Genomic DNA, 17329 nt, shown 5'->3' on the forward strand with positions numbered 1-17329 from the left:
CTTCGCCGTCCCCGACGAGCTGCGCGAGCGGTACCGGCACGCTCCGGGCCAGCACCTCGCGCTGCGCCGCACCGTGGACGGGGCCGGATCCACGGGTCCGGCCACCACCCCTCGCTCATGCGGCCCCGGCGACCGCCGGTGACGGTATCCGCGCCTCCAGCGGACCCGCCCCGTGCGGACGGACCTCGTTGACCGCGTCCGGCACCCGGGCACCGCCGAGGGCGAGGCGTACCGACTCGGCGACCGAGACGCCCGCCCGGTCCTGCGCCTCCCGGGTGGAGGCGCCCAGGTGCGGGGTGCAGACGACCTGTTCCAGCTGGAGGAGCGGCGAGTCCGTGCACGGTTCCTCGGCGAAGACGTCCAGGCCGGCGGCCGCGACCCGCCCCTCGACCAGGGCGTCGTACAGGGCGGCCTCGTCGACGAGGCCGCCGCGCGCGACGTTGACCAGGCGCACGCCCTGCTTGGCCCCGGCCAGTTCCGCCGCGCCGACGATGCCGAGCGTCTGCGGTGTGCGGGGCAGATGGACCGTCAGGAAGTCACTGGCCGCCAGGACTTCGTCGAGCGGCAGCATGCGGACGCCCAGCCGGGCGGCACGCGCCGCGTCGACGTAGGGGTCGTAGGCGATCACGTCCATGCCGAACGCCTGCATCCGCTCGGTGACCAGCGTGCCGATGCGCCCGAGACCCAGTACCCCCAGCGTCTTGTGCGCGAGTTCGCCGCCGACGTACCGGGAACGGTTCCACCGGCCGCTCTTCAGCGCGTGGCCGGCCTGCGGGATGTTGCGCGCGACCGCGATCAGGAGGCCGCAGGTGAGCTCGGCGGCGCTGACCACGTTGGCGTGCGCCGCGTTGACCACCAGGACTCCGGCCGCGGTGGCGGCGGGCACGTCGACGTTGTCCAGGCCCACACCCGCACGGGCGACGACCTTCAACCGGCCCGCGGCGGCGAGCACTTCGGCGTCGACGCGGGTGGCCGAGCGGATGAGGACGGCGTCGGCGTCCGCGACGGCCGCGAGCAGCGCGCCGCGGTCGGCGCCGTCGCACCGGCGGATCTCGACGTCCGGGCCCAGGGCGGCCACGGCGGCCGGGGACAGTTCTTCGGCGATCAGGACGATCGGCCTGCTCATGGGGAGACTCATTCCTTGTCGGGGGCGGGCAGGGCCCGCAGCGCGGTGCGGAGTTGGTCGACGGAGCGTTCGACGGCGCCCGGGCGCGGGCGGCCGCGCGCGGTGGACTGGGCGGCGAACCGCAACGCCCTGGGCAGTTCGTCCCAGGCCGCCGACGCCGCCGCGGCGCGTGCGGGATCGGTGTTCCCGTCCGCCACGTCGAAGGCCAGCTTGAAGGTGTGGTGGCGGGCGGCGGCCCACAGGTCGTCCACGTACCGGGCGACCGCGGTCGGATCCGCGCGCAGCACCTCGGAGGTGTGGCGCAGGGACGCGTCGAGGTCGAGGACCCAGGTGCCGGTGCCGGGCGCGCCGCCGCCGTCGTTGGCGGGCGCCCAGTCGAGCCAGCGGTAGTGGTCGGCCGGCGGGGTGGTGGTCTCCTCGCCGAGGGCGAGGACGTCGCGCCGGGCGACCTCGCTCGGCGGACCGGGCCAGGGGGCGAGGGCGGCGGCGAGTTCCGCGTCGCCGATCCAGCCGAGGTAGGGGCTCTGCGTGCCGTTCGGGGTCAGCGCGGAGAAGTGGTCGGCCACCAGCCACTGGTCGTCGCGGCGGTCCTTGAGCAGGATCCAGTGCGGGGCGTCCGACCGGTCCCGCGCCGGTGACCAGGGAAGGTGGCGGGTGTTGGCCACGGCGAGGACGCGTCGGTCCCGCAGCAGCGCGCGGTGCAGCGCCTCGCGTGCGGTGGGCCAGTCGCGCGTACCGGCGTAGGCGAGCCGTCTGCCGTCGTGGGTCGTGTCGATCCGCGGGTGGTGCGAGAAGGCCAGCTCGCCCGGAGGGAGATCGATGCGGACGGCGAGCCGGACGCCCCGGGCGAGACGGCGCCGGACGTCGGGGATGTCGGGTGTGACGTGGGCCAGCAGGTTCGTCGTGTAACAGCTCAGGTCGGGCATGGTGGTCGGGGCGCCGGTCAGGAACACGTGGCCTCCAGGCCGTCGGCGTCGGATGGGGCGTCGGACAGGGAGAAGGCGCAGCTGAGGGGGGTGTGGGACCGGTCGCGCAGGCTGATCCAGCGATAGGAGTTCCACCGGCCCTCCCGGCTTCCGGGCGGGATGTCGATCGACCAGGGGCTGCCGGTCAGGCCGGTGCCCGCCGCTTTGACGCAGGCTTCCTGAGCGGTCCAGACCCAGGCCAGTTCGACGCCGCGTCGGCGCTCGCCGAGCGGCATGACGTCGTCGGTGTGCCGTCCCAGGCAGCGGCGCAGCAGACTGTCCGGGACGTGGGGCACGGGCAGTTGGACGTCGACGCCCACGCGCCGGCCGCGGCCGACCGCGACGGCGATCGCCGGGCCGTCGTGCGAGATGCTGATGCCGGTGTCCGGGTCGCCGTCGAGCACCGGCCGTCCGGCTGCGTCGGCCCGTATCGGCGTGGCCGCCCGCTCGGGGACGGTGAGGCGCAGCAGGTGGCGCAGCAGGGCGCGGCCCGCGAGGAATTCGGCGGTGCGGCGGCGGGGCAGGGTGGCCGCGACGGCCCGGTCGTCGGGGTCGGCCGCTTCGCGCAGCCACGGGCCGAGCTGCCCGGTGGCCACCCAGACGTCCGGGGCCGCGCGTGTGATGAGGGTCGTCATGCCCGCAGCTCCGTGAGCCAGGTATCGGCGTGGTCGGCCACGGTGTCCAGGAGCAGCTCGGTGACGCCGCCGCCGATGCCGAACACGGCCGCCTCGGCGCGGATCCGCTGGGCGCCGTCGTGCAACAGGCCGTCGGCTCCCTGGAGTTGGGCGCAGACGCTCAGCACGGGGTCGACGGTGAGGCCGACGGCGGACTTGAGCAGGGCCGCTGCGGCGAGGTCATGGTGCCGGGTGATCCGCGGGGCGAGGGTGTCGCACAGTGCGTGCAGTTGGCCTACCTGGACGAGGCAGGTGGCGAAGCGCTGGCGTACGGAGCTGTTGTGCCACAGCGGCCGTCCGTCCACGAGGCGCCGGGTCAGCCGTTCCTTGGTGTCGGCGAGTACGCGGGTCGTGAGGGCGCGGGCCCACAGGGCGCCCGCGAGGCGTTCGGTGCCCATGTGTCTGGCGAACGCGGGCATGGCGCGCCCGGGGCGGCCGACCAGGTGTTCCGGGGCGAGCCGGACGTCGGTGAACTCGATGTGTCCGGTGGCGGCTCCGGTGAGCAGGTCGGTGTCGGCGGGGGTGATCCGCACGCCGGGCGCGTCGGCCGGTACGAGGACCCAGGTGAAGCTGGTGAAGTGCCGGCCGGGGCGGTGCCGGGCCAGGACGAGGAGCCAGCCGGCCGGGCAGGCGGTGGTGATCCAGCGTTTGCCGCCGCGCAGCACGATCTCGTCCGGGCCGATGGTCACCTCCGTGGCCAGGTCGGCGAGGTCCGATCCGGGCGCCGCGCTGTCGGTGGCGGCGAGCGCGAGGGTGCGCGCGCCGGACCGGACGCTGTCCAGCGCGTCGCGCACCGGTCCGTTCGCGGGTGCGCCCGCGGCCAGGATCGGCAGGGCGCTGGCGGCCTGGACCAGGAGGCTGAGCGTCACGCCGTTGTCGCCGCGGGCGTCGACGGCTGTGAGGAGTTCGGCAAGACGCCGCGGGTCGATGCCTCCCCCGTCGTCGTAGAGCCCTTCGATGAGTCCCGCCGCGCCGCAGGTCTGCCAGACGAGCGCGGCCGTGGCCTTCTCGGGCAGGCCGGCGAGCGCGACGGCGGGGGTGGGCGGTGCGGTCGGGGCGGGTGCGGTCGGGGCCGTGGTCACGTCAGTCAAGGCGCACCTCGGAGTCCAGCAGGGCGAGTTTGCCGTCCACGAGATGGAGGCGGTCGTTGCTGTAGTTGAGGGCGGCCGAGCGGAGGTCCCGCAGGCTCTGCTCCAGGCGCGTGGGCGAATCCTTGAGGTAGCCGTGACGCATGCCCACGGCGTCCACCAGGTCGTCGACGGCCCGGTAGGTCTGCTCGGCCGCGGTGATCTTCAGCCCGTTCAGGAGCAGTTGGACGCGCGGGACGCTGAGGTCCGGGGCCTCCTCGACGGTCCTGCGGGTCTGTTCGAGCAGGGCGTGCACGGTGTCGATGCGCTGCCTCGCCCGCGAGAGCCGGGTGAGGAGCAGTTCCGAGTCGAGGTCGGCCCGCCCCCGGCTCTTCGGGGAGCGCAGCAGTTTGACGACGCGGGACAGGGCGCCCGCCGCGGTGCCGAGCCAGCACGCGGACCAGCCGAGGTGGGCCATGGGGGCGAACACCGTGGTGACGATGGCGCGGAAGGCGCCGTGCTCGCCGATCACGTGGTGCGCGGGGACGGTTCCGGTGAGGCGCAGCGCGACGCTGTGGCTCGACCGCATGCCCAGCGGCTCCCAGTTCCCCGACCGTTCGATCTCCAGCTGGTCGCGGTGGGCGTAGACGAGGGAGACGTCCTGCGCGGAGGTGGAGTGGGGGCTCTGCATGGTGACGAGGAACCCGTCGGCGTGCTCGCCGCCCGTGACGATCGGTGCGAAGCGGTCGACGGCGAGGCCGTCGTCGTGGGCGGTGAGCGCCGACCGGGAGGTGAGCAGGTGGCCGCCCTTTCCGGACTCGGTGGTGACGGAGGCCAGGTAGTGGCGGCCCGCGGCGATCTCGGGCAGCAGTGCGTCGCGCAGCCGGGGGTGGGCGAACCGGGCCAGGGCGGCGACCTGCTGGCAGTGCATGACGAAGATCATCGCCACCGACAGGTCGACGCGGCCGAGGGCGGTGCCCGCCCGGATCACGTCGGCGGAGGTGCCGCCGAGGCCGCCGTACCGGCGGGGCACGAGCAGGCCGAGCAGGCCGGTGCCGCGCATCCGGTCGAGCGCCTCCACGGGGAAGGTGGCGTCCCGCTCGTGCCGGGCGAGGTGCTCGGCGGCGACGGCGGCGACCTCCTGGACGCGGTCGTCGATGCTCGGGGCGTCCGGGGTCCGGGCCTGAGGTTCGAGGAGGACGGCGGGCGCGGTCATGCCGCCGCCCGGGACGCGTCCGTGACGCCGTTCTGGGCGTCGATCGCCGCGGACACGGCCGCCCACAGGCTGCCGGCGGTGGCGAAGGTGGTGTCGTTCATGGCGTCGTCGGGCAGCGTCACCTCGAACGCGTCCTCGAGGGCGAACAGCAGCTCGATGGCCTGCATGGAGTCGAGTCCGTACGTGCGCAGGGGCGCGTCGGGCTCGATCTCGTTCCCGTCGAGGAACTTGAGGAAGGGCACGAGCGCGTCGGTGAATCGGGGGTCCATCACTTCTCTCCCAGGGTGGGGACGGTGTCGGCCGTGACAGGGGTGCGGGTCAGGTGGATACGGGTGATGTCGGGGGCGCGGTCGGGGTCGTCGCCGTCGACGACGGCCTCGGCCGGCAGCGGGTGGCCGAGGAAGGCGACGAGGCTCGCGCTGAGTCCGTAGGCGCCGACGTTGGGGACGGCCAGGACGTCGCCGGGGCGCAGCTCGGGCAGCTTCGCCGCTCGTGACCAGGTGTCGAGGGGGGTGCACAGCGGTCCGGTGACCAGGGTGTCGAGGACGTCGGGGCGCGGTGCGGCATCGTCGGCGGCGGGGACGAGCCGGGGGTTGAGCGGCGGGAGGCGGCGCAGTCCCGGCATGCCGCCGAGGTGGTTGATGCCGGACTCCAGGACGACGACGTCCTTGCCGTGGGACTGCTTCACGTCGAGGACGGAGGTCAGCAGTACGCCCGCGGTTCCGACCAGATAGCGGCCGGACTCGAAGACGACACGGGTGCCGTCGTCGTGCCGGGAGGGCAGTTCCTCGTCGAGCAGCGCGGTCAGTCCGGGGCGCAGTCCGCTGAGGTCGATGCGCTCCCCCGCGCAGGCGAAGGGGGCGCCGAAGCCGCCGCCGAGGTCCAGGACCCGCAGCTGTGCGCCGTGTTCGGCGAGGGCCGTGCGCAGGGTCTTCGCGGTGCGCAGGGACCGCTCGAACTGGCCGAGGAGGGCGTCGGGTTCGGTCAGGTTGGTGCCCATGTACAGGTGCAGGCCGATGAGTTCGGCGTGCGGCCGGCCGGCGAAGCGGGCGGGTTCGCGCAGCACCCAGCGGGTGTCGGCGCCGAACTGTGAGGCCACGCCCGTCATCGCGAGGCCCTGGCCGGGGACGGGCTGGTCGTCGTTGATCCGCAGCAGGCACCGGGCGCGGACGCCGAGGCTCCCGGCGATGCGGTCCAGCTGCTCCATGGCGTGCGGGGAGTCCACGGAGAACTGGCGCACTCCGGCGCGCAGTGCCCCGTCGATCTCCTCGTCGCGTTTGCCGGGCCCGGTGTAGAGGACGTCGGCGGCGGGCCAGCCCGCGCCGAGGGCGGCTTCCAGCTCGCCGCTGGAGCAGACCTCGGGGCTCGCGCCCTGTTCGCGCAGGACGCGCAGGAGGGCGGGGTGGGCGTTGGCCTTGAGGGAGTAGTAGACGCCGCTGTCGGCGGGCAGGGCGGCGCGCAGGGCACGGTGGTTGCGGCGCACTTCGGCCAGGTCGTAGACGTAGGCGGGGGTGGGAACGCGGGAGAGCAGGCCCTCGGGCAGCGTCAGCGCCGGGGCGGCGGTCTCAGCGGGTGCGGACACCGGCGGCCTCCTCGGCGAGGGCGGCCAGCGCCTTGCGGTCGACCTTGCCGTTCCCGGTCAGCGGGAGCGTGTCGACGGGCAGGCAGTGGCCGGGGATCTTGAACTCCTCGATCTGTTCGCGCATGCCGCTGAGGACGTCGCTCGGTTCGAGGGTGCTGACGACGAACAGCAGGGCGCGGGCGGGGTGCCGGGGCGGCAGGACCGCGGCGGCGGTGACGCCGGGCACACGGCGGGCGGCCGCTTCGACCTCGGTGGCGCTGACGCGGAATCCGCTCTCCTTGTAGATGTCGTCGCGGCGGCCGTCGAAGTACAGGTAGCCGGCCTCGTCGACCCATCCGTAGTCGCCCGTGTGGAGTTGCGGGAAGAGTCCCTCGGCGCGGCGGAAGCGCTGGGCGGTGAGTTCGGGGCGGCGCCAGTAGCCCGCCATCACGTTGGGTCCGCGTACGACGATCTCGCCGATGTCGCCGGGAGGGAGGCGCCGGCCGTCGTCGTCCACGACGAACACCTCGGTGCCGGGCAGGGCGCGGCCGCTGGATCCGGGGCGCTCCAGGTCGCCGTCGGGCGGCATGATCGTGGCCCGCTTGCACTCGGTCAGCCCGAACATCAGCTGGACGTGCAGATCGGGCAGGGAGGCACGGAGGGACCGCAGCGTCTCGGCGGGCATGGCCGCTCCGGTGTTGGTCAGCAGCCGCAGCGGCGGGGTGTCGGTCCGTGCGCGGGCACGGCGCAGCAGGCGGGCCAGCGCCTCGGCGACGGAGGGGACCGCGGCGAGGACGGTCGCGCCGGCGCGGGCCAGGTTGTTGAGCAGGGCGGGCCCGACCTCGGCGGGGCGGCCGAGGGTGACGTGGGCTCCGGCCAGCGTCGACAGGAACAGCTGGTAGAGGCCGTAGTCGAAGGAGAGCGGGAGCGGGCTGTAGACGACGTCGGCCGGGCGGTAGCCGAGGACGCTCTGAATGGCCCGTACGGAGAACGTCAGTTGCCGGTGGGTGCTGACGACGGCCTTGGGCAGCGACGTCGTACCGGAGGTGTAGATCAGGCACACGGGGTCGACGGCGAGCGGTCCCCGCGGTGTCCCCTGGGGTACGGGGCCGTCGGCGAAGGCCGCCTCGGACAGGAACGCGGTGCTCCGCGTGCGCACGTCGCGGCGGTGCGCCGCCTCGCGTGCGGCGGCGTCGTCGGTCACGAGGAGTGCCGGTTCGCAGTCCTCGAGCACGTGCTCGAGCTGGACGCCGCGCACCTGTTCGTGGAGGAGGGAGAAGGTGACGCCGACGCGGGAGGCGGCGTACACCAGGGCGGGCTGGGCGACGGTGCCGGGCGCGCACACGACGAGCCGGTCGCCGCGCTCGAGGCCCTGCTCCAGCAGCCAGGCGGCGAGGCGGCGCGAGGCGGCGTCGAGCTCCCGGTAGGTCAGGGTCCGGCCGGCGCTGCTGACAGCGGGGGCGTCCGGCCGGGCGGCGACGGCCTCGTCGAGGAGGTCGTGCAGCAGATCGGCGTGGGCGGACATCAGTTCCCTCCGGGGGTGGTGACGAGGGCGGGCGACGGCTGCGGTGCGGCGTGCAGGGCGCTGAGGACGATGCGGCCGACGCCGTCGAGGTGGTGGAGGTTCTCCGGGACGAGGTCGTCGGCGGCGCATTCGACGGACAGGTCCTGCTCCAGGCGCTCGACGATCTCGACGACGCGGAACGAGGTGAATCCGGCCAGGTCCGCGAGGGACCGCGCGTCGCGCACCGCGGCGACGTCGACGCCGAGCACCGTGGCGACGGTGTCGGCCACCCGGTCGAGCAGCGGGGCGGGCACCTCGGCGGGGCCGCCGTCCTGCTGTGCCGGGGCGGCCGCCGTGTGCGTGGCGAACACCTCGCGGTCACGCCCGAGCTGGGTGCGCAGGCGGTCGAAGACGCCGGTGGGCTCCGGGCGGCCGCGGGCCACCCTGCGGTAGCCGACGTAGACGCTCTCGGCGAGCGCCTCCCACGCGGCGACGTGCGCCTCGCGCACCGGGTCGCCCGCGCCGGACGGGCCTTCGAGGAAGCGGGCGTGCAGCCTGCGGGAGCGGGCGAGCAGCCAGGTCTCCAGGGTGAGCCGGTCGAAGGCGGCCGGACGGTCGGGGTGTCCGGCGTACGCGGCGACGTAGGCGTCGACGGTGTCGTCGCCGGCGAGGTCGGTCACGGCGGCGGGCGGAGCGGGGCGCCGGGCGGCGGGGGCGAAGGTGACCGTGGTCGCGGCTCCGGGGACGGCGGCGGCGAGTTCGGCGGGGGTCAGGTGACGGGTGAGGGGGCGGGCACTGCCCCAGGGCGTCTCGTTGTAGTAGCCGTCGACGACGACCGGGGCGGCGTCGTCGTCGGTCTCCAGCAGGAAACTGTGGTCCATGTGGCGCTGTCCGACGTAGGGCACCCACGGCAGGTGGTAGGCGTCGGCGACGACGTAGCGGCCGGGGGCCGGTGTCGGCGGTTCGCCCGGCCCCAACCGCTCCCGGGTGAGGATGTCCAGGCCCAGAAGGGGTGCGGAGTGCGCCAGTTGGTCGGCCACGGTGCGCTCCACCGTGGGCAGGCCCGCCGTGCCCGGTGTGGGCCTGAAGCGCAGTTCGGCACCGAGGTTGAGATGGGTGTGTTCGCCGTGCCAGCGGTCGGCGAGGATCGCCAGGTTCACCTGGACGCAGTCGAAGAGCCGGCAGTCGGTGGTGATCGGCAGGTCAGGCACGGCCCGCTCCGGCTCCGACGGGCTCGTGGGCCGTCTGCAGGCCGCCCATGGCGCGGCGCAGTTCCTCGGGGTCGGGTGCGACGTCGCTCAGCTCGCCGTCCATGAGCTGCTGGTAGGCGCCCAGGTCCAGGTATCCGTGGCCGCTGACGCACACCACGACACCCCGCTCGGAGCGCAGCAGGCCGCTGTTGGCGTCGGCGCCCGCCGACGCCAGCCGGGCGGCGGCGGCGAGGGCGTGCCCGGACTCCGGGGCGGGCAGCACCATCTCGCTGCGGGTGAACAGGCGTCCGGCGTCGAGCGCGTCCACCTGGCCGATGGCCGTCGCCGCGATCTGGTCGCGGTGCCGCATGGCTGAGAGCACCTTCGCGGCGCCGTGGAAGCGCAGGCCGGCGGAGTGCGAGTCGGGGATCGGGTAGGAGCTGCCGATGGTGTACATGGCCTCCATCGGGCCGGTGCCGGTCGCGTCGGTGCGGTCGTACGCGTACGTGCCGCGGGTCAGCTTGGGCGTGGTGCTGGACTCGGCGGCCAGCAGCAGGGGGCCGGGGGTGCCGGCCGCGGCGGCCTCGGCGAAGAACGGCAGGGCGATGCCGCCGAAGTTGGAGCCGGCGCCGACGCAGCCGACGACGGCGTCGACCTCGGCGTCGAGCGCGGCGAGCTGGTCGGCGGCCTCCAGGCCGATGACCGACTGGTGCAGGATGCTGTAGGTCTCCCCGCTGCCGATGCAGAACGCGGCGCCCTCGGTCTTCGCGGCGTACTCGACGGCCTCGCCGATGGCGAGGGAGAGGCTGTTGACGCCCGCCGTGCTCTGCGCGGCGACCTCGGTCAGCGGGCTGGGGCTGGCGTGCACGGTGGCGCCGAGGGTGCGCATGAGCGTGCCCCGGTAGGGCTTGCGCCGGAGGCTGTTGCCGACCATGAAGACCGTGCACTTCATGCCGAACATGGCGCAGGCGGCGGCGAGCGCGGTGCCCCACTGCCCGGCGCCGGTGCCGCTGACGAGTTCCCGCACGCCGGCCTTGGCGTAGTAATAGGCCTGCGCCAGCGCCGTGTTGAGCTTGTGGCTGCCGGAGATGTTGCCGCCCTCGTACTTGACGTAGATCGGCACGCGGGCCCCGACGGCGCGCTCGAAGCGCTCGGCGCGCCACAGCGGCGTGGGCCGGAAGGCGCGGTACGCCTCGACGACCTCGGCCGGGATGTCCCAGTGCTCCTTCTGCAGGACGCTCTGGCGCACCAGTTCCATCGGCAGGTTGACCTGGACGCCGTCGCGGCCCGTGGTCTGCGGTGTGCGGTCCGGCGGCAGTTGCTCGTCGAGGTGCGGCAGGACGCTGCGCCAGGTGGTGGGCAGGTGGGTGGTGCCCATCAGGCGGCCTCCGCCCCGAGCAGCACGACCTCGATCAGGTCGTTGACGGTCTGGAAGCTGCGTCCGACGAACAGGTCGTCGGGCAGGACGATGTCCAGCTCGTCCTCCAGCAGCACGAGCATGCCGACGAATCCCAGCGAATTGACGTGGAGTATCTCGCCGTTGAGCGGCTCGTGGTCGTCGATGTCGGCGGGCCGCAGGGGAAGGCGGGACTCGGCGAGCACCACGCGCTTGACGGATTCGGTGACCGCCGTCCGGTCCAGTCCTGTGATCATTGAATGCTCCGGGGATGTCCGTGGGAACAGAGGGGGGTGGTGGGGGTCGTGCGGGGGTGTCACAAGGAGCTGCGCAGGGTGCCTCGCGCGTCGACGACCCAGCTGTGGGTCACCAGCGCGCCGAGCGTGACGGGGCCCCTGACGTGCATGCGGCCGGTGCTGATGGAGATCTCGGAGCCGAGGCCGAGGGTGGGTCCGTCGTGCAGGCGCAGGGAGCCGTTGACGACGATCGCGGCGGCGTCGACCCGGCGGGCGAACTCCCGGGTGACGTCGGTGTCGGTGGCGACGACGCCCTCGGTGTGGCCGGAGCCGTGGGTCCGGATGTGCCGGGTCGCCTCGTCCGGTCCGGCGACCGGATACACGCCGATGGTGGCGTCGAGGAACTCGCGGCCGAGGTCGTGTTCCTGGAGTTCGGCCAGGGTCCAGGGGCGGTCCTGCGCGGAGGCGTCGGTGGTGTCGGGCCGCGGGGTGTGCGCGGCGAGCCGCACGGTCACCGGCCGGTCGCCGCGCTCGGAGGCGCGCAGCACGGCGGCGACGAAGTCGGCCGCGACCTCGTCGTCGACCAGGACCATCTCGGCGGTGTTGCAGGCCGTGGGCTCCGGCAGCTTGCTGTCGAGGGCGGCCTCGGCGGCGAGGTCGAGGTCCGCGCTGCGGTGGACGTAGAGGTGGTTGACGCCGCCGCCGCTGGCGATGACGGGGATCGAGGAGGCGGTGCGGCAGTAGTCGATGAGGGACGGGCTGCCGCGCGGGATGAGCACGTCGATCGCGTCGGGGCGCTTGAGGAGGGCGCGCAGCTGGGTCCGCCTGGGGTCGTCGATGACGCTGACCAGGCCGGTCGGCAGGCCGGCGGCGTCCAGGGCGTCGTGGGCGACGGCCGCGAGGGCCTGGTTGGTGCGGGCGATCTCCTTACCGCCGCGCAGGATCACCGCGTTGCCGACGGCGACGGGGAGGAGGGCGCCTTCGACGGTGACCGTGGGCCGGGCCTCGTAGACCATGAAGACGACGCCGAGCGGCTTGGGGACGCGTCTGCGGGTGCCCCACGGTCCGGCCGGGACGCCGGTGTCGGGGGCGGTGACCTCGGTGAGTTCGGACAGCACCGCCTCGGTGAGGCGTTCGAGGCCGCCGAGGTGGGCGGTGGTCAGGCGGAGCCGGTCGAGCAGGACCGGGGACAGGCCGCGCTCCTCGGCGGCGGCGACGTCCTCGGCGTTGGCCTCCAGGACGGCCGGCCAGTGGGCGGCGAGTCGTTTGGCCAGCTCACGGCAGTAGGTTTCGTAGGCCAGGTCGCCGACCGGGGGTGCGGTGGCGACGGCTTCGCGGGCGGATGTGAGCAGTTCGTCGGTCATGGTCTCCTACCACATGAACTGGCCGCCGTCGACGATCAGTTTCTGACCGGTGACGTAGCGGCTGAGCGGGCCCACGAGGTATTCGAGGGCGTCGGCGATGTCGTCGGGGGAGCCGATGCGTCGCTGCGGGATCTCCGAGAGCACCGCGGCGCGGCGCTCCGGGTCGTCGAGCCGGAACCGGTCGACGAGTTCCCGGGTCTCGGTCATCCCGGGGATCAGGCAGTTGACCCGCACGGTGGGGGCGAGTTCCAGGGCCAGGCACTTGGTCAGCTGGAGCAGCCCGGCCTTGGAGGCGGCGTAGTTGACGCCGTTGAGGCGGGGGCGCAGGCCGGTGGTCGCGCCGATGTTGACGACGGTTCCGGTGCCGGCGTCGAGCATCGCCGGGGCGAGCGCCTGGGTGAGGTGGAAGGGGCCGGACAGGTTGGTGTCGAGCACGTCCTGCCAGTCGTCCTCGGTGAGTTCGAGGAAGGGCCGGTCGATGTTGATCCCCGCGTTGTTCACGAGCACCTCGGGCGTGCCGTGCTCGGCGAGGATCGTCCGGGCTGCGGCGCGGACGGACCCGGGGTCGCCGAGGTCCGCGCGGAGCACGTCGATGCCGTGCTCGTCGGCGGCCCGCTCGGCCGCGTCCTTGTCGGAGCGGTAGAGGGCGAGGGTGCGGTGGCCGAGCGCGCGCAGCCGCAGGGACAGCGCCAGGCCGATGCCGCGGGTGCCGCCGGTGACGACGGCGAGGGGGCTCGTGCTGGTCATCGGGGGGTCTCCCGCGGTGTGTCGGTGGGGCGGTCGTCGTTGAGCGGGGCGTCTATGAGGCGGTCCAGGAAGTCGTCCAGGTGGGAGAGGAGGGGCGGTTGGTGGGGCGGTTCGAAGACTTCGAAGTGGCCGCAGTCGAGGTCCCGTACGGTCAGCCGGTCGGTCAGCTTCTGCCAGGCGGCGATCTGTCGGTCGCGGTCGGGGCCCGCGCAGGCCATCAGGAGGGCGGGGCCGCCGGGCCGGGATCGGGTGCGGTGTGCGGCGCTGGCCCGGACGTGCGCCAGCGCCGTGGTGCGGGCCCGGTCCGCGTCGGTGCCGTCGCCGAGGTGGCTGACGGACGTCTCGATGGCGTCGAGTACGCGGGTACGGGCGTCGGCGCCGGGGTCGGGGTCGGTGTGCTCGGTGAAGCTGTCGATCAGCACCACGGCGGGAGCGGGGCCGTCCTCGGCCAGGCGTGCGGCCAGTTCCCAGGCGAGCACTCCGCCCAGTGACCAGCCGACGAGGACGCGCGGCCGGTCGGGGACGTGGCCGAGCAGGTCGAGGTAGGTACGCGTCATGTCCGCCACGTCGTCGTCCGGCTCCTCGCCGGGCAGCAGTCCGGCGGCGCGGATGCCGAACACGCTGCCGTGGCGGGCCAGTCGGGCGGCGGTGCCGAGGTACTGGCCGAGGCCCCCGCCGGCCGGATGGAGCAGGACGCTGTTGAGCGGTCCGGTGCGCTGGGCGAGCGGGACGAGCAGCTTGGTGTCGTGGGTCGCGGCCGGCATCAGGCGTCCTCGCGGAGCGTGGTGATCCAGGCCGCCTGCGCGCGGACCGTGGGGTCGCGGAAGAAGTCCAGGATCGGTATCTGGACGCCGTACTCCTCCTCGATGCGGGCGCCTGCGGCCATCACGGTGAGCGAGTGGGCGCCGTGCTCCAGGAGCGACCGGTCGACGGGTACCTCCGCGATGCCGAGCAGCTCCGCCCACATGCGCTGGAGCGCCGCGACGAGCGGGTCGTCGGTGGTGGTCACGGCGGGCACGGAGCGCGCCTCGTCGGCCAGGGCGCGCTCGGCCCGGGCGGCGAGGGCGGCGCGGTCCACCTTGCCGTTGCGGGTGGTGGGCACGGAGTCCACGGGGAAGACCCGGGCGGGCACCATGTAGCCGGGCAGGGCGGCCGCCACGTGTGAGCGGATGCCGTCCGGGTCGGGCGAACGGCCGTCCTCGGGCCGGAAGAACAGGGCGAGGCGGCGTTCGTGTCCCTCGCCGTGCACGACCCCGACGGCCCGGGCCACGTCGGGGTGGGAGGCGGCGGCGCTCTCCAGCTCGCCCAGCTCGACCCGGTAGCCGCGGATCTTGACCTGGTCGTCGTCGCGGCCGAGGAAGAGCAGCGCGCCGCTCTCGTCGCGCAGGACCTGGTCCCCGGTCCGGTACGTGCGCGCCCGCGCGTCGTCGGCGTACGGGTCGGGCAGGAACCGTTCCGCCGTGCGCTCGGGGTCGTTGACGTAGCCCAGTGCGGGGCAGGCGCCCGCGAGGTACAGCTCGCCGGGGACCCCGCGCGGCGCGAGGTGTCCCGTGGTGTCCACCACGTGCGCCGCCACGTCGGTGATCGGGCGGCCGATGGGGACGTGGGCGGGCCAGGGGCGGTTGTCGGCGGTGAGCCGGTGCGTCGTGACGGCGTGGGTCTCGGTGGGGCCGTACAGGTTCACCAGGCTCAGGTGCGGCCGGTCGGCGAAGAAGCGCCGGACGCGGTCGTCGAGCAGGAGCTGTTCGCCGGAGACACAGACGTGGCTCAGGTGCGGCAGTTCGTCCCCGGCGTCCTGCGCGGCCCGGACGAAGGCGGGCAGCGCCGCGACCGGGAGGTAGACGTGGGTGACCCGGTGCGCGCGGACACGCTCGACGACGGCGGGCAGGTCCCGGCGGTCGGCCGGTTCGCGGGAGACGAGCGTCCCGCCGGCGACGAGGGTGGGCAGGATCTCCTGGAAGGAGACGTCGAAGCCGAGGGGCGCGTACTGCAGGAATCGGGTGTGCTCGTCCATGTCCAGGGCGTCGAGCTGCCACTCGGTGAGGTTCATCAGGGGGCCGCTGTTCATGAGCACGCCCTTGGGGCGGCCGGTGGAGCCCGAGGTGAACATGATGTAGACGCCGTCGTCAGGGCCCGTCGCCGCGGTCGCGGCGGGCGCCGTGTCCCCTGGTACGAGCGTGAGTTCGGCCGGGGTGAGCAGGTCCACGCCGTCGACCGGGTCGTCCCCCACGACCAGGCGGCAGTCCGCCTTGCCCGTCATGTACGCCAGTCGCTCGGCGGGCAGGCCGAGGTCCAGCGGCAGGAAGACGGCGCCGCGGGCGAGGACCGCGAGGACGGTGACGACCGTGTCCACGAGCGTGGTCGTGGTGAGGCCGACGACGGTGCCGCGGGCGACGCCGCGGGCAGCGAGCGTGTCGGCGCCGGCCGCGGCCAGCCGGTCCAGCTCGGCGTAGGTCACCCGGCGGCCGTCCTCCTGAACGGCGACTTGTCCGGGTCGGGCCTGCGCCGCGGCGCGCACCGCGCCGTACAGGTCGGGCCGGGACAGGTGGCGGCGGAAGCCGTCGTGGGCGTGGGAGTCCTCGGACGAGGCGTCCGCGAAGAGGTCGGCGACGGTCCGTCCCGGCTGTTCGACGGCGCGGTCGAGAACGGTGCGCAGGGAGTCGGCCAGGGCCTCGGCCAGCGGTTCGGGCAGCAGTTCGCGGTCGCTCTCCAGCTCCAGGGACCAGCCTTCGGGGCCGGGCGTCACGCCGAGCCAGAGGTCGAACTTGGCGGTGCCGTTGCCGTGTTCGCGGACGCGGCGCACCGCGGATCCGGGCTCGGCGTCGGTCGCGTCCTGGAGGGCGAGCATGCAGGAGAAGACCGGGTTGCGGTTGGTCGTGCGGTCCGGGTCGACGTGCCGGACGATGCGGTCGAAGGAGACGGCGGCGTCGGCCCGGGTCCGGGCGGCCTCGGCCTGCACGGTCTCCTTGACGAAAGCGTCGAAGGGGGCGTCCCAGGGCACGTCCACGACGAGCGGCAGGGTGTTGACGAAGAAGCCGCACAGGTCGAAGGAGCCGAGGGTGCGGCGCGCCATGACGGGGCTGCCGAAGACGACGGTGGTGTTGGCGGAGTGCCGGGCGAGGACGGCCGCGTAGGCGGCGGAGAAGAGGACGAACGGGCTGACGCCGAGCGTGGCGCACAGGCCGTCCAGGTCCGCGGACTGCCGGGGCGTCAGCCGGATCTCGCGCCGGGTACCGGTGAAGCCGGTGGTGGCGGGGCGGTTGGGCCGCGGATTGAGGACCGTGGCCGGGGTGGCCCGCAGCCGGTCGGCCAGGGCCTTCGCGGCGCGCTCCGTCTCGTCGTCGTCCGCGGCCTTGAGCTGGGCCTCCAGCTCGCGTCGCAGGGCGCGTTCGCGTCCGGTGCGTACCGTCTCGACGTCCAGTGCGCCCTGGACGGCCGCCGTCAGGTCTCGGACGAACTGGCGCAGGGAGAAACCGTCGAAGACGAGGTGGTGCACGACGAGGAGCAGTGTCGAGCGGCTGCCGTCGGCGGTCCGGAGCAGCACGGTGCGCAGCAGCGGGGAACGCGTCAGGTCGAAGGCGGTGTCACCGAGTTCGGCGAGGAGTTCGGTGCGCCGCCGGTCGAACTCCTCGGCGGTGGCGGTGACGTGGTGCAGCGGGGCGTCGGAGGGGACGTCGCCGAGGACGGCCTGCGGGTCGGCGCCCTCGTGGATCGCGAGCCGCAGGGCCGGCTGCACGGCGAGGACGTCGGTGAGGGCCGGGGCGAGGGCGGCCGGGGTGACGGCGGGGTCCAGTTCCAGCTCGGCCACGACGTTGTAGAGGTGGGGCACCGGCACCGTGCGGTGCACGACGAGGAGCCCCTTCTGGGCGGCGGTGAGCGGGAGGGTGGCCGTGGGGACCTGCGGTGCGATGGTCATCGGAGGCTCTCCTTCGGGGTGAGGAGTCCGCGCAGCCAGTGCCGGAGTTCGCCCACCGTGTGCACCGAGGCGAGGCCGGTGGGGTCGATCTCCTGGTCCGGGTCGGTGATCAGCTCACTGGCGATCCGCAGGACGGACAGTGAGTGCAGCCCCACCTCGGCCATCAGGGAATTGTCGTCGAATGACGCACGGATGTGTCTCGAAATGACTGAGCCTATTTCCGCGTCGGCCATCTCGTCCGCATGGTTCATTTCTCAGACTCCTCGGGGAAAGGTCGCTTCGTGGCGCACCACAAATAGTTCAGCAGAGTCCTTCCGGTGGTCAACAGTCGCCTTGCGCGCCTATTGAAAGACGTGATGACCGCCCC

General features: G+C 73.8%; 15 protein-coding genes and 1 pseudogene. All 16 read right to left on the bottom strand.

Translation table 11 applies throughout. The features are described from left to right. Nucleotides 1–187 precede the first annotated feature (187 nt). Nucleotides 188–1126 (bottom strand): annotated as a pseudogene (locus tag ABZ930_RS36050) (hydroxyacid dehydrogenase); the annotation flags it as partial. A gap of 8 nt (nt 1127–1134) precedes the next feature. Beyond that, nucleotides 1135–2079 (bottom strand): hypothetical protein, encoded by a 945-nt coding sequence (locus tag ABZ930_RS36055; protein WP_361557892.1) that lies wholly within the window; start codon nt 2077–2079, stop codon nt 1135–1137. Beyond that, nucleotides 2070–2726: a 4-phosphopantetheinyl transferase gene (locus ABZ930_RS36060; RefSeq protein WP_361557895.1), complete on the bottom strand. Its 657-nt coding sequence runs from the start codon at nt 2724–2726 to the stop codon at nt 2070–2072. The genes ABZ930_RS36055 and ABZ930_RS36060 overlap by 10 nt, the downstream gene beginning before the upstream one ends. Next, nucleotides 2723–3847: an acyl-CoA dehydrogenase family protein gene (locus tag ABZ930_RS36065; RefSeq protein ID WP_361557984.1), complete on the bottom strand. Its 1125-nt coding sequence runs from the start codon at nt 3845–3847 to the stop codon at nt 2723–2725. The genes ABZ930_RS36060 and ABZ930_RS36065 overlap by 4 nt, the downstream gene beginning before the upstream one ends. A 1-nt stretch (nt 3848) precedes the next feature. Next, nucleotides 3849–5048 carry an acyl-CoA dehydrogenase family protein gene (locus ABZ930_RS36070; RefSeq protein ID WP_361557898.1) on the bottom strand — a complete coding sequence of 400 codons (1200 nt, stop codon included), beginning with the start codon at nt 5046–5048 and terminating at the stop codon, nt 3849–3851. Then, nucleotides 5045–5317, bottom strand: coding sequence for an acyl carrier protein (locus tag ABZ930_RS36075; RefSeq protein WP_361557900.1), 273 nt, complete (start codon nt 5315–5317; stop codon nt 5045–5047). The genes ABZ930_RS36070 and ABZ930_RS36075 overlap by 4 nt, the downstream gene beginning before the upstream one ends. After that, complete coding sequence (locus ABZ930_RS36080) at nt 5317–6630, bottom strand: type III PLP-dependent enzyme (RefSeq protein ID WP_361557903.1); 1314 nt, start codon at nt 6628–6630, stop codon at nt 5317–5319. Before ABZ930_RS36080 ends, ABZ930_RS36075 begins: the two co-directional genes overlap by 1 nt. Continuing rightward, entirely contained in the window at nt 6614–8134 is a 1521-nt protein-coding gene (locus tag ABZ930_RS36085) for a class I adenylate-forming enzyme family protein (protein WP_361557906.1), read from the bottom strand. Before ABZ930_RS36085 ends, ABZ930_RS36080 begins: the two co-directional genes overlap by 17 nt. Beyond that, nucleotides 8134–9324, bottom strand: coding sequence for an acyl carrier protein (locus tag ABZ930_RS36090; RefSeq protein ID WP_361557908.1), 1191 nt, complete (start codon nt 9322–9324; stop codon nt 8134–8136). The genes ABZ930_RS36085 and ABZ930_RS36090 overlap by 1 nt, the downstream gene beginning before the upstream one ends. Next, nucleotides 9317–10681 carry a TrpB-like pyridoxal phosphate-dependent enzyme gene (locus ABZ930_RS36095; RefSeq protein ID WP_361557911.1) on the bottom strand — a complete coding sequence of 455 codons (1365 nt, stop codon included), beginning with the start codon at nt 10679–10681 and terminating at the stop codon, nt 9317–9319. Before ABZ930_RS36095 ends, ABZ930_RS36090 begins: the two co-directional genes overlap by 8 nt. Further along, the gene (locus tag ABZ930_RS36100) at nt 10681–10956 is read right to left on the bottom strand and encodes an acyl carrier protein (protein WP_361557914.1); all 276 of its coding nucleotides are present in this window, start codon (nt 10954–10956) and stop codon (nt 10681–10683) included. The genes ABZ930_RS36095 and ABZ930_RS36100 overlap by 1 nt, the downstream gene beginning before the upstream one ends. Before the next feature lie 59 nt (nt 10957–11015). Beyond that, complete coding sequence (locus ABZ930_RS36105) at nt 11016–12299, bottom strand: glutamate-5-semialdehyde dehydrogenase (protein WP_361557917.1); 1284 nt, start codon at nt 12297–12299, stop codon at nt 11016–11018. Nucleotides 12300–12305: 6 nt separating this feature from the next. Continuing rightward, a complete protein-coding gene (locus ABZ930_RS36110; protein WP_361557920.1) occupies nt 12306–13046 on the bottom strand; it encodes an SDR family oxidoreductase in 741 nt (246 codons plus the stop codon). Then, nucleotides 13043–13810 (bottom strand): alpha/beta fold hydrolase, encoded by a 768-nt coding sequence (locus ABZ930_RS36115; RefSeq protein WP_361557923.1) that lies wholly within the window; start codon nt 13808–13810, stop codon nt 13043–13045. The genes ABZ930_RS36110 and ABZ930_RS36115 overlap by 4 nt, the downstream gene beginning before the upstream one ends. Further along, a complete protein-coding gene (locus ABZ930_RS36120) occupies nt 13810–16962 on the bottom strand; it encodes an amino acid adenylation domain-containing protein (RefSeq protein WP_361557926.1) in 3153 nt (1050 codons plus the stop codon). Before ABZ930_RS36120 ends, ABZ930_RS36115 begins: the two co-directional genes overlap by 1 nt. Then, nucleotides 16959–17126 (bottom strand): hypothetical protein, encoded by a 168-nt coding sequence (locus ABZ930_RS36125; protein WP_361557929.1) that lies wholly within the window; start codon nt 17124–17126, stop codon nt 16959–16961. The genes ABZ930_RS36120 and ABZ930_RS36125 overlap by 4 nt, the downstream gene beginning before the upstream one ends. Nucleotides 17127–17329 lie beyond the last annotated feature (203 nt).

Source organism: Streptomyces sp. NPDC046716 (assembly GCF_040645755.1).
Classification (GTDB): domain Bacteria; phylum Actinomycetota; class Actinomycetes; order Streptomycetales; family Streptomycetaceae; genus Streptomyces.

Coding starts and splice junctions, on each gene's coding strand:
- ABZ930_RS36060 (WP_361557895.1), bottom strand. CDS start 2,726: ATGACGACCCTCATCACACGCGCGGCCCCGGACGTCTGGGTGGCCACC.
- ABZ930_RS36070 (WP_361557898.1), bottom strand. CDS start 5,048: ATGACCGCGCCCGCCGTCCTCCTCGAACCTCAGGCCCGGACCCCGGAC.
- ABZ930_RS36075 (WP_361557900.1), bottom strand. CDS start 5,317: ATGGACCCCCGATTCACCGACGCGCTCGTGCCCTTCCTCAAGTTCCTC.
- ABZ930_RS36085 (WP_361557906.1), bottom strand. CDS start 8,134: ATGTCCGCCCACGCCGATCTGCTGCACGACCTCCTCGACGAGGCCGTC.
- ABZ930_RS36095 (WP_361557911.1), bottom strand. CDS start 10,681: ATGGGCACCACCCACCTGCCCACCACCTGGCGCAGCGTCCTGCCGCAC.
- ABZ930_RS36100 (WP_361557914.1), bottom strand. CDS start 10,956: ATGATCACAGGACTGGACCGGACGGCGGTCACCGAATCCGTCAAGCGC.
- ABZ930_RS36105 (WP_361557917.1), bottom strand. CDS start 12,299: ATGACCGACGAACTGCTCACATCCGCCCGCGAAGCCGTCGCCACCGCA.
- ABZ930_RS36110 (WP_361557920.1), bottom strand. CDS start 13,046: ATGACCAGCACGAGCCCCCTCGCCGTCGTCACCGGCGGCACCCGCGGC.
- ABZ930_RS36115 (WP_361557923.1), bottom strand. CDS start 13,810: ATGCCGGCCGCGACCCACGACACCAAGCTGCTCGTCCCGCTCGCCCAG.
- ABZ930_RS36120 (WP_361557926.1), bottom strand. CDS start 16,962: ATGACCATCGCACCGCAGGTCCCCACGGCCACCCTCCCGCTCACCGCC.
- ABZ930_RS36125 (WP_361557929.1), bottom strand. CDS start 17,126: ATGGCCGAGGTGGGGCTGCACTCACTGTCCGTCCTGCGGATCGCCAGT.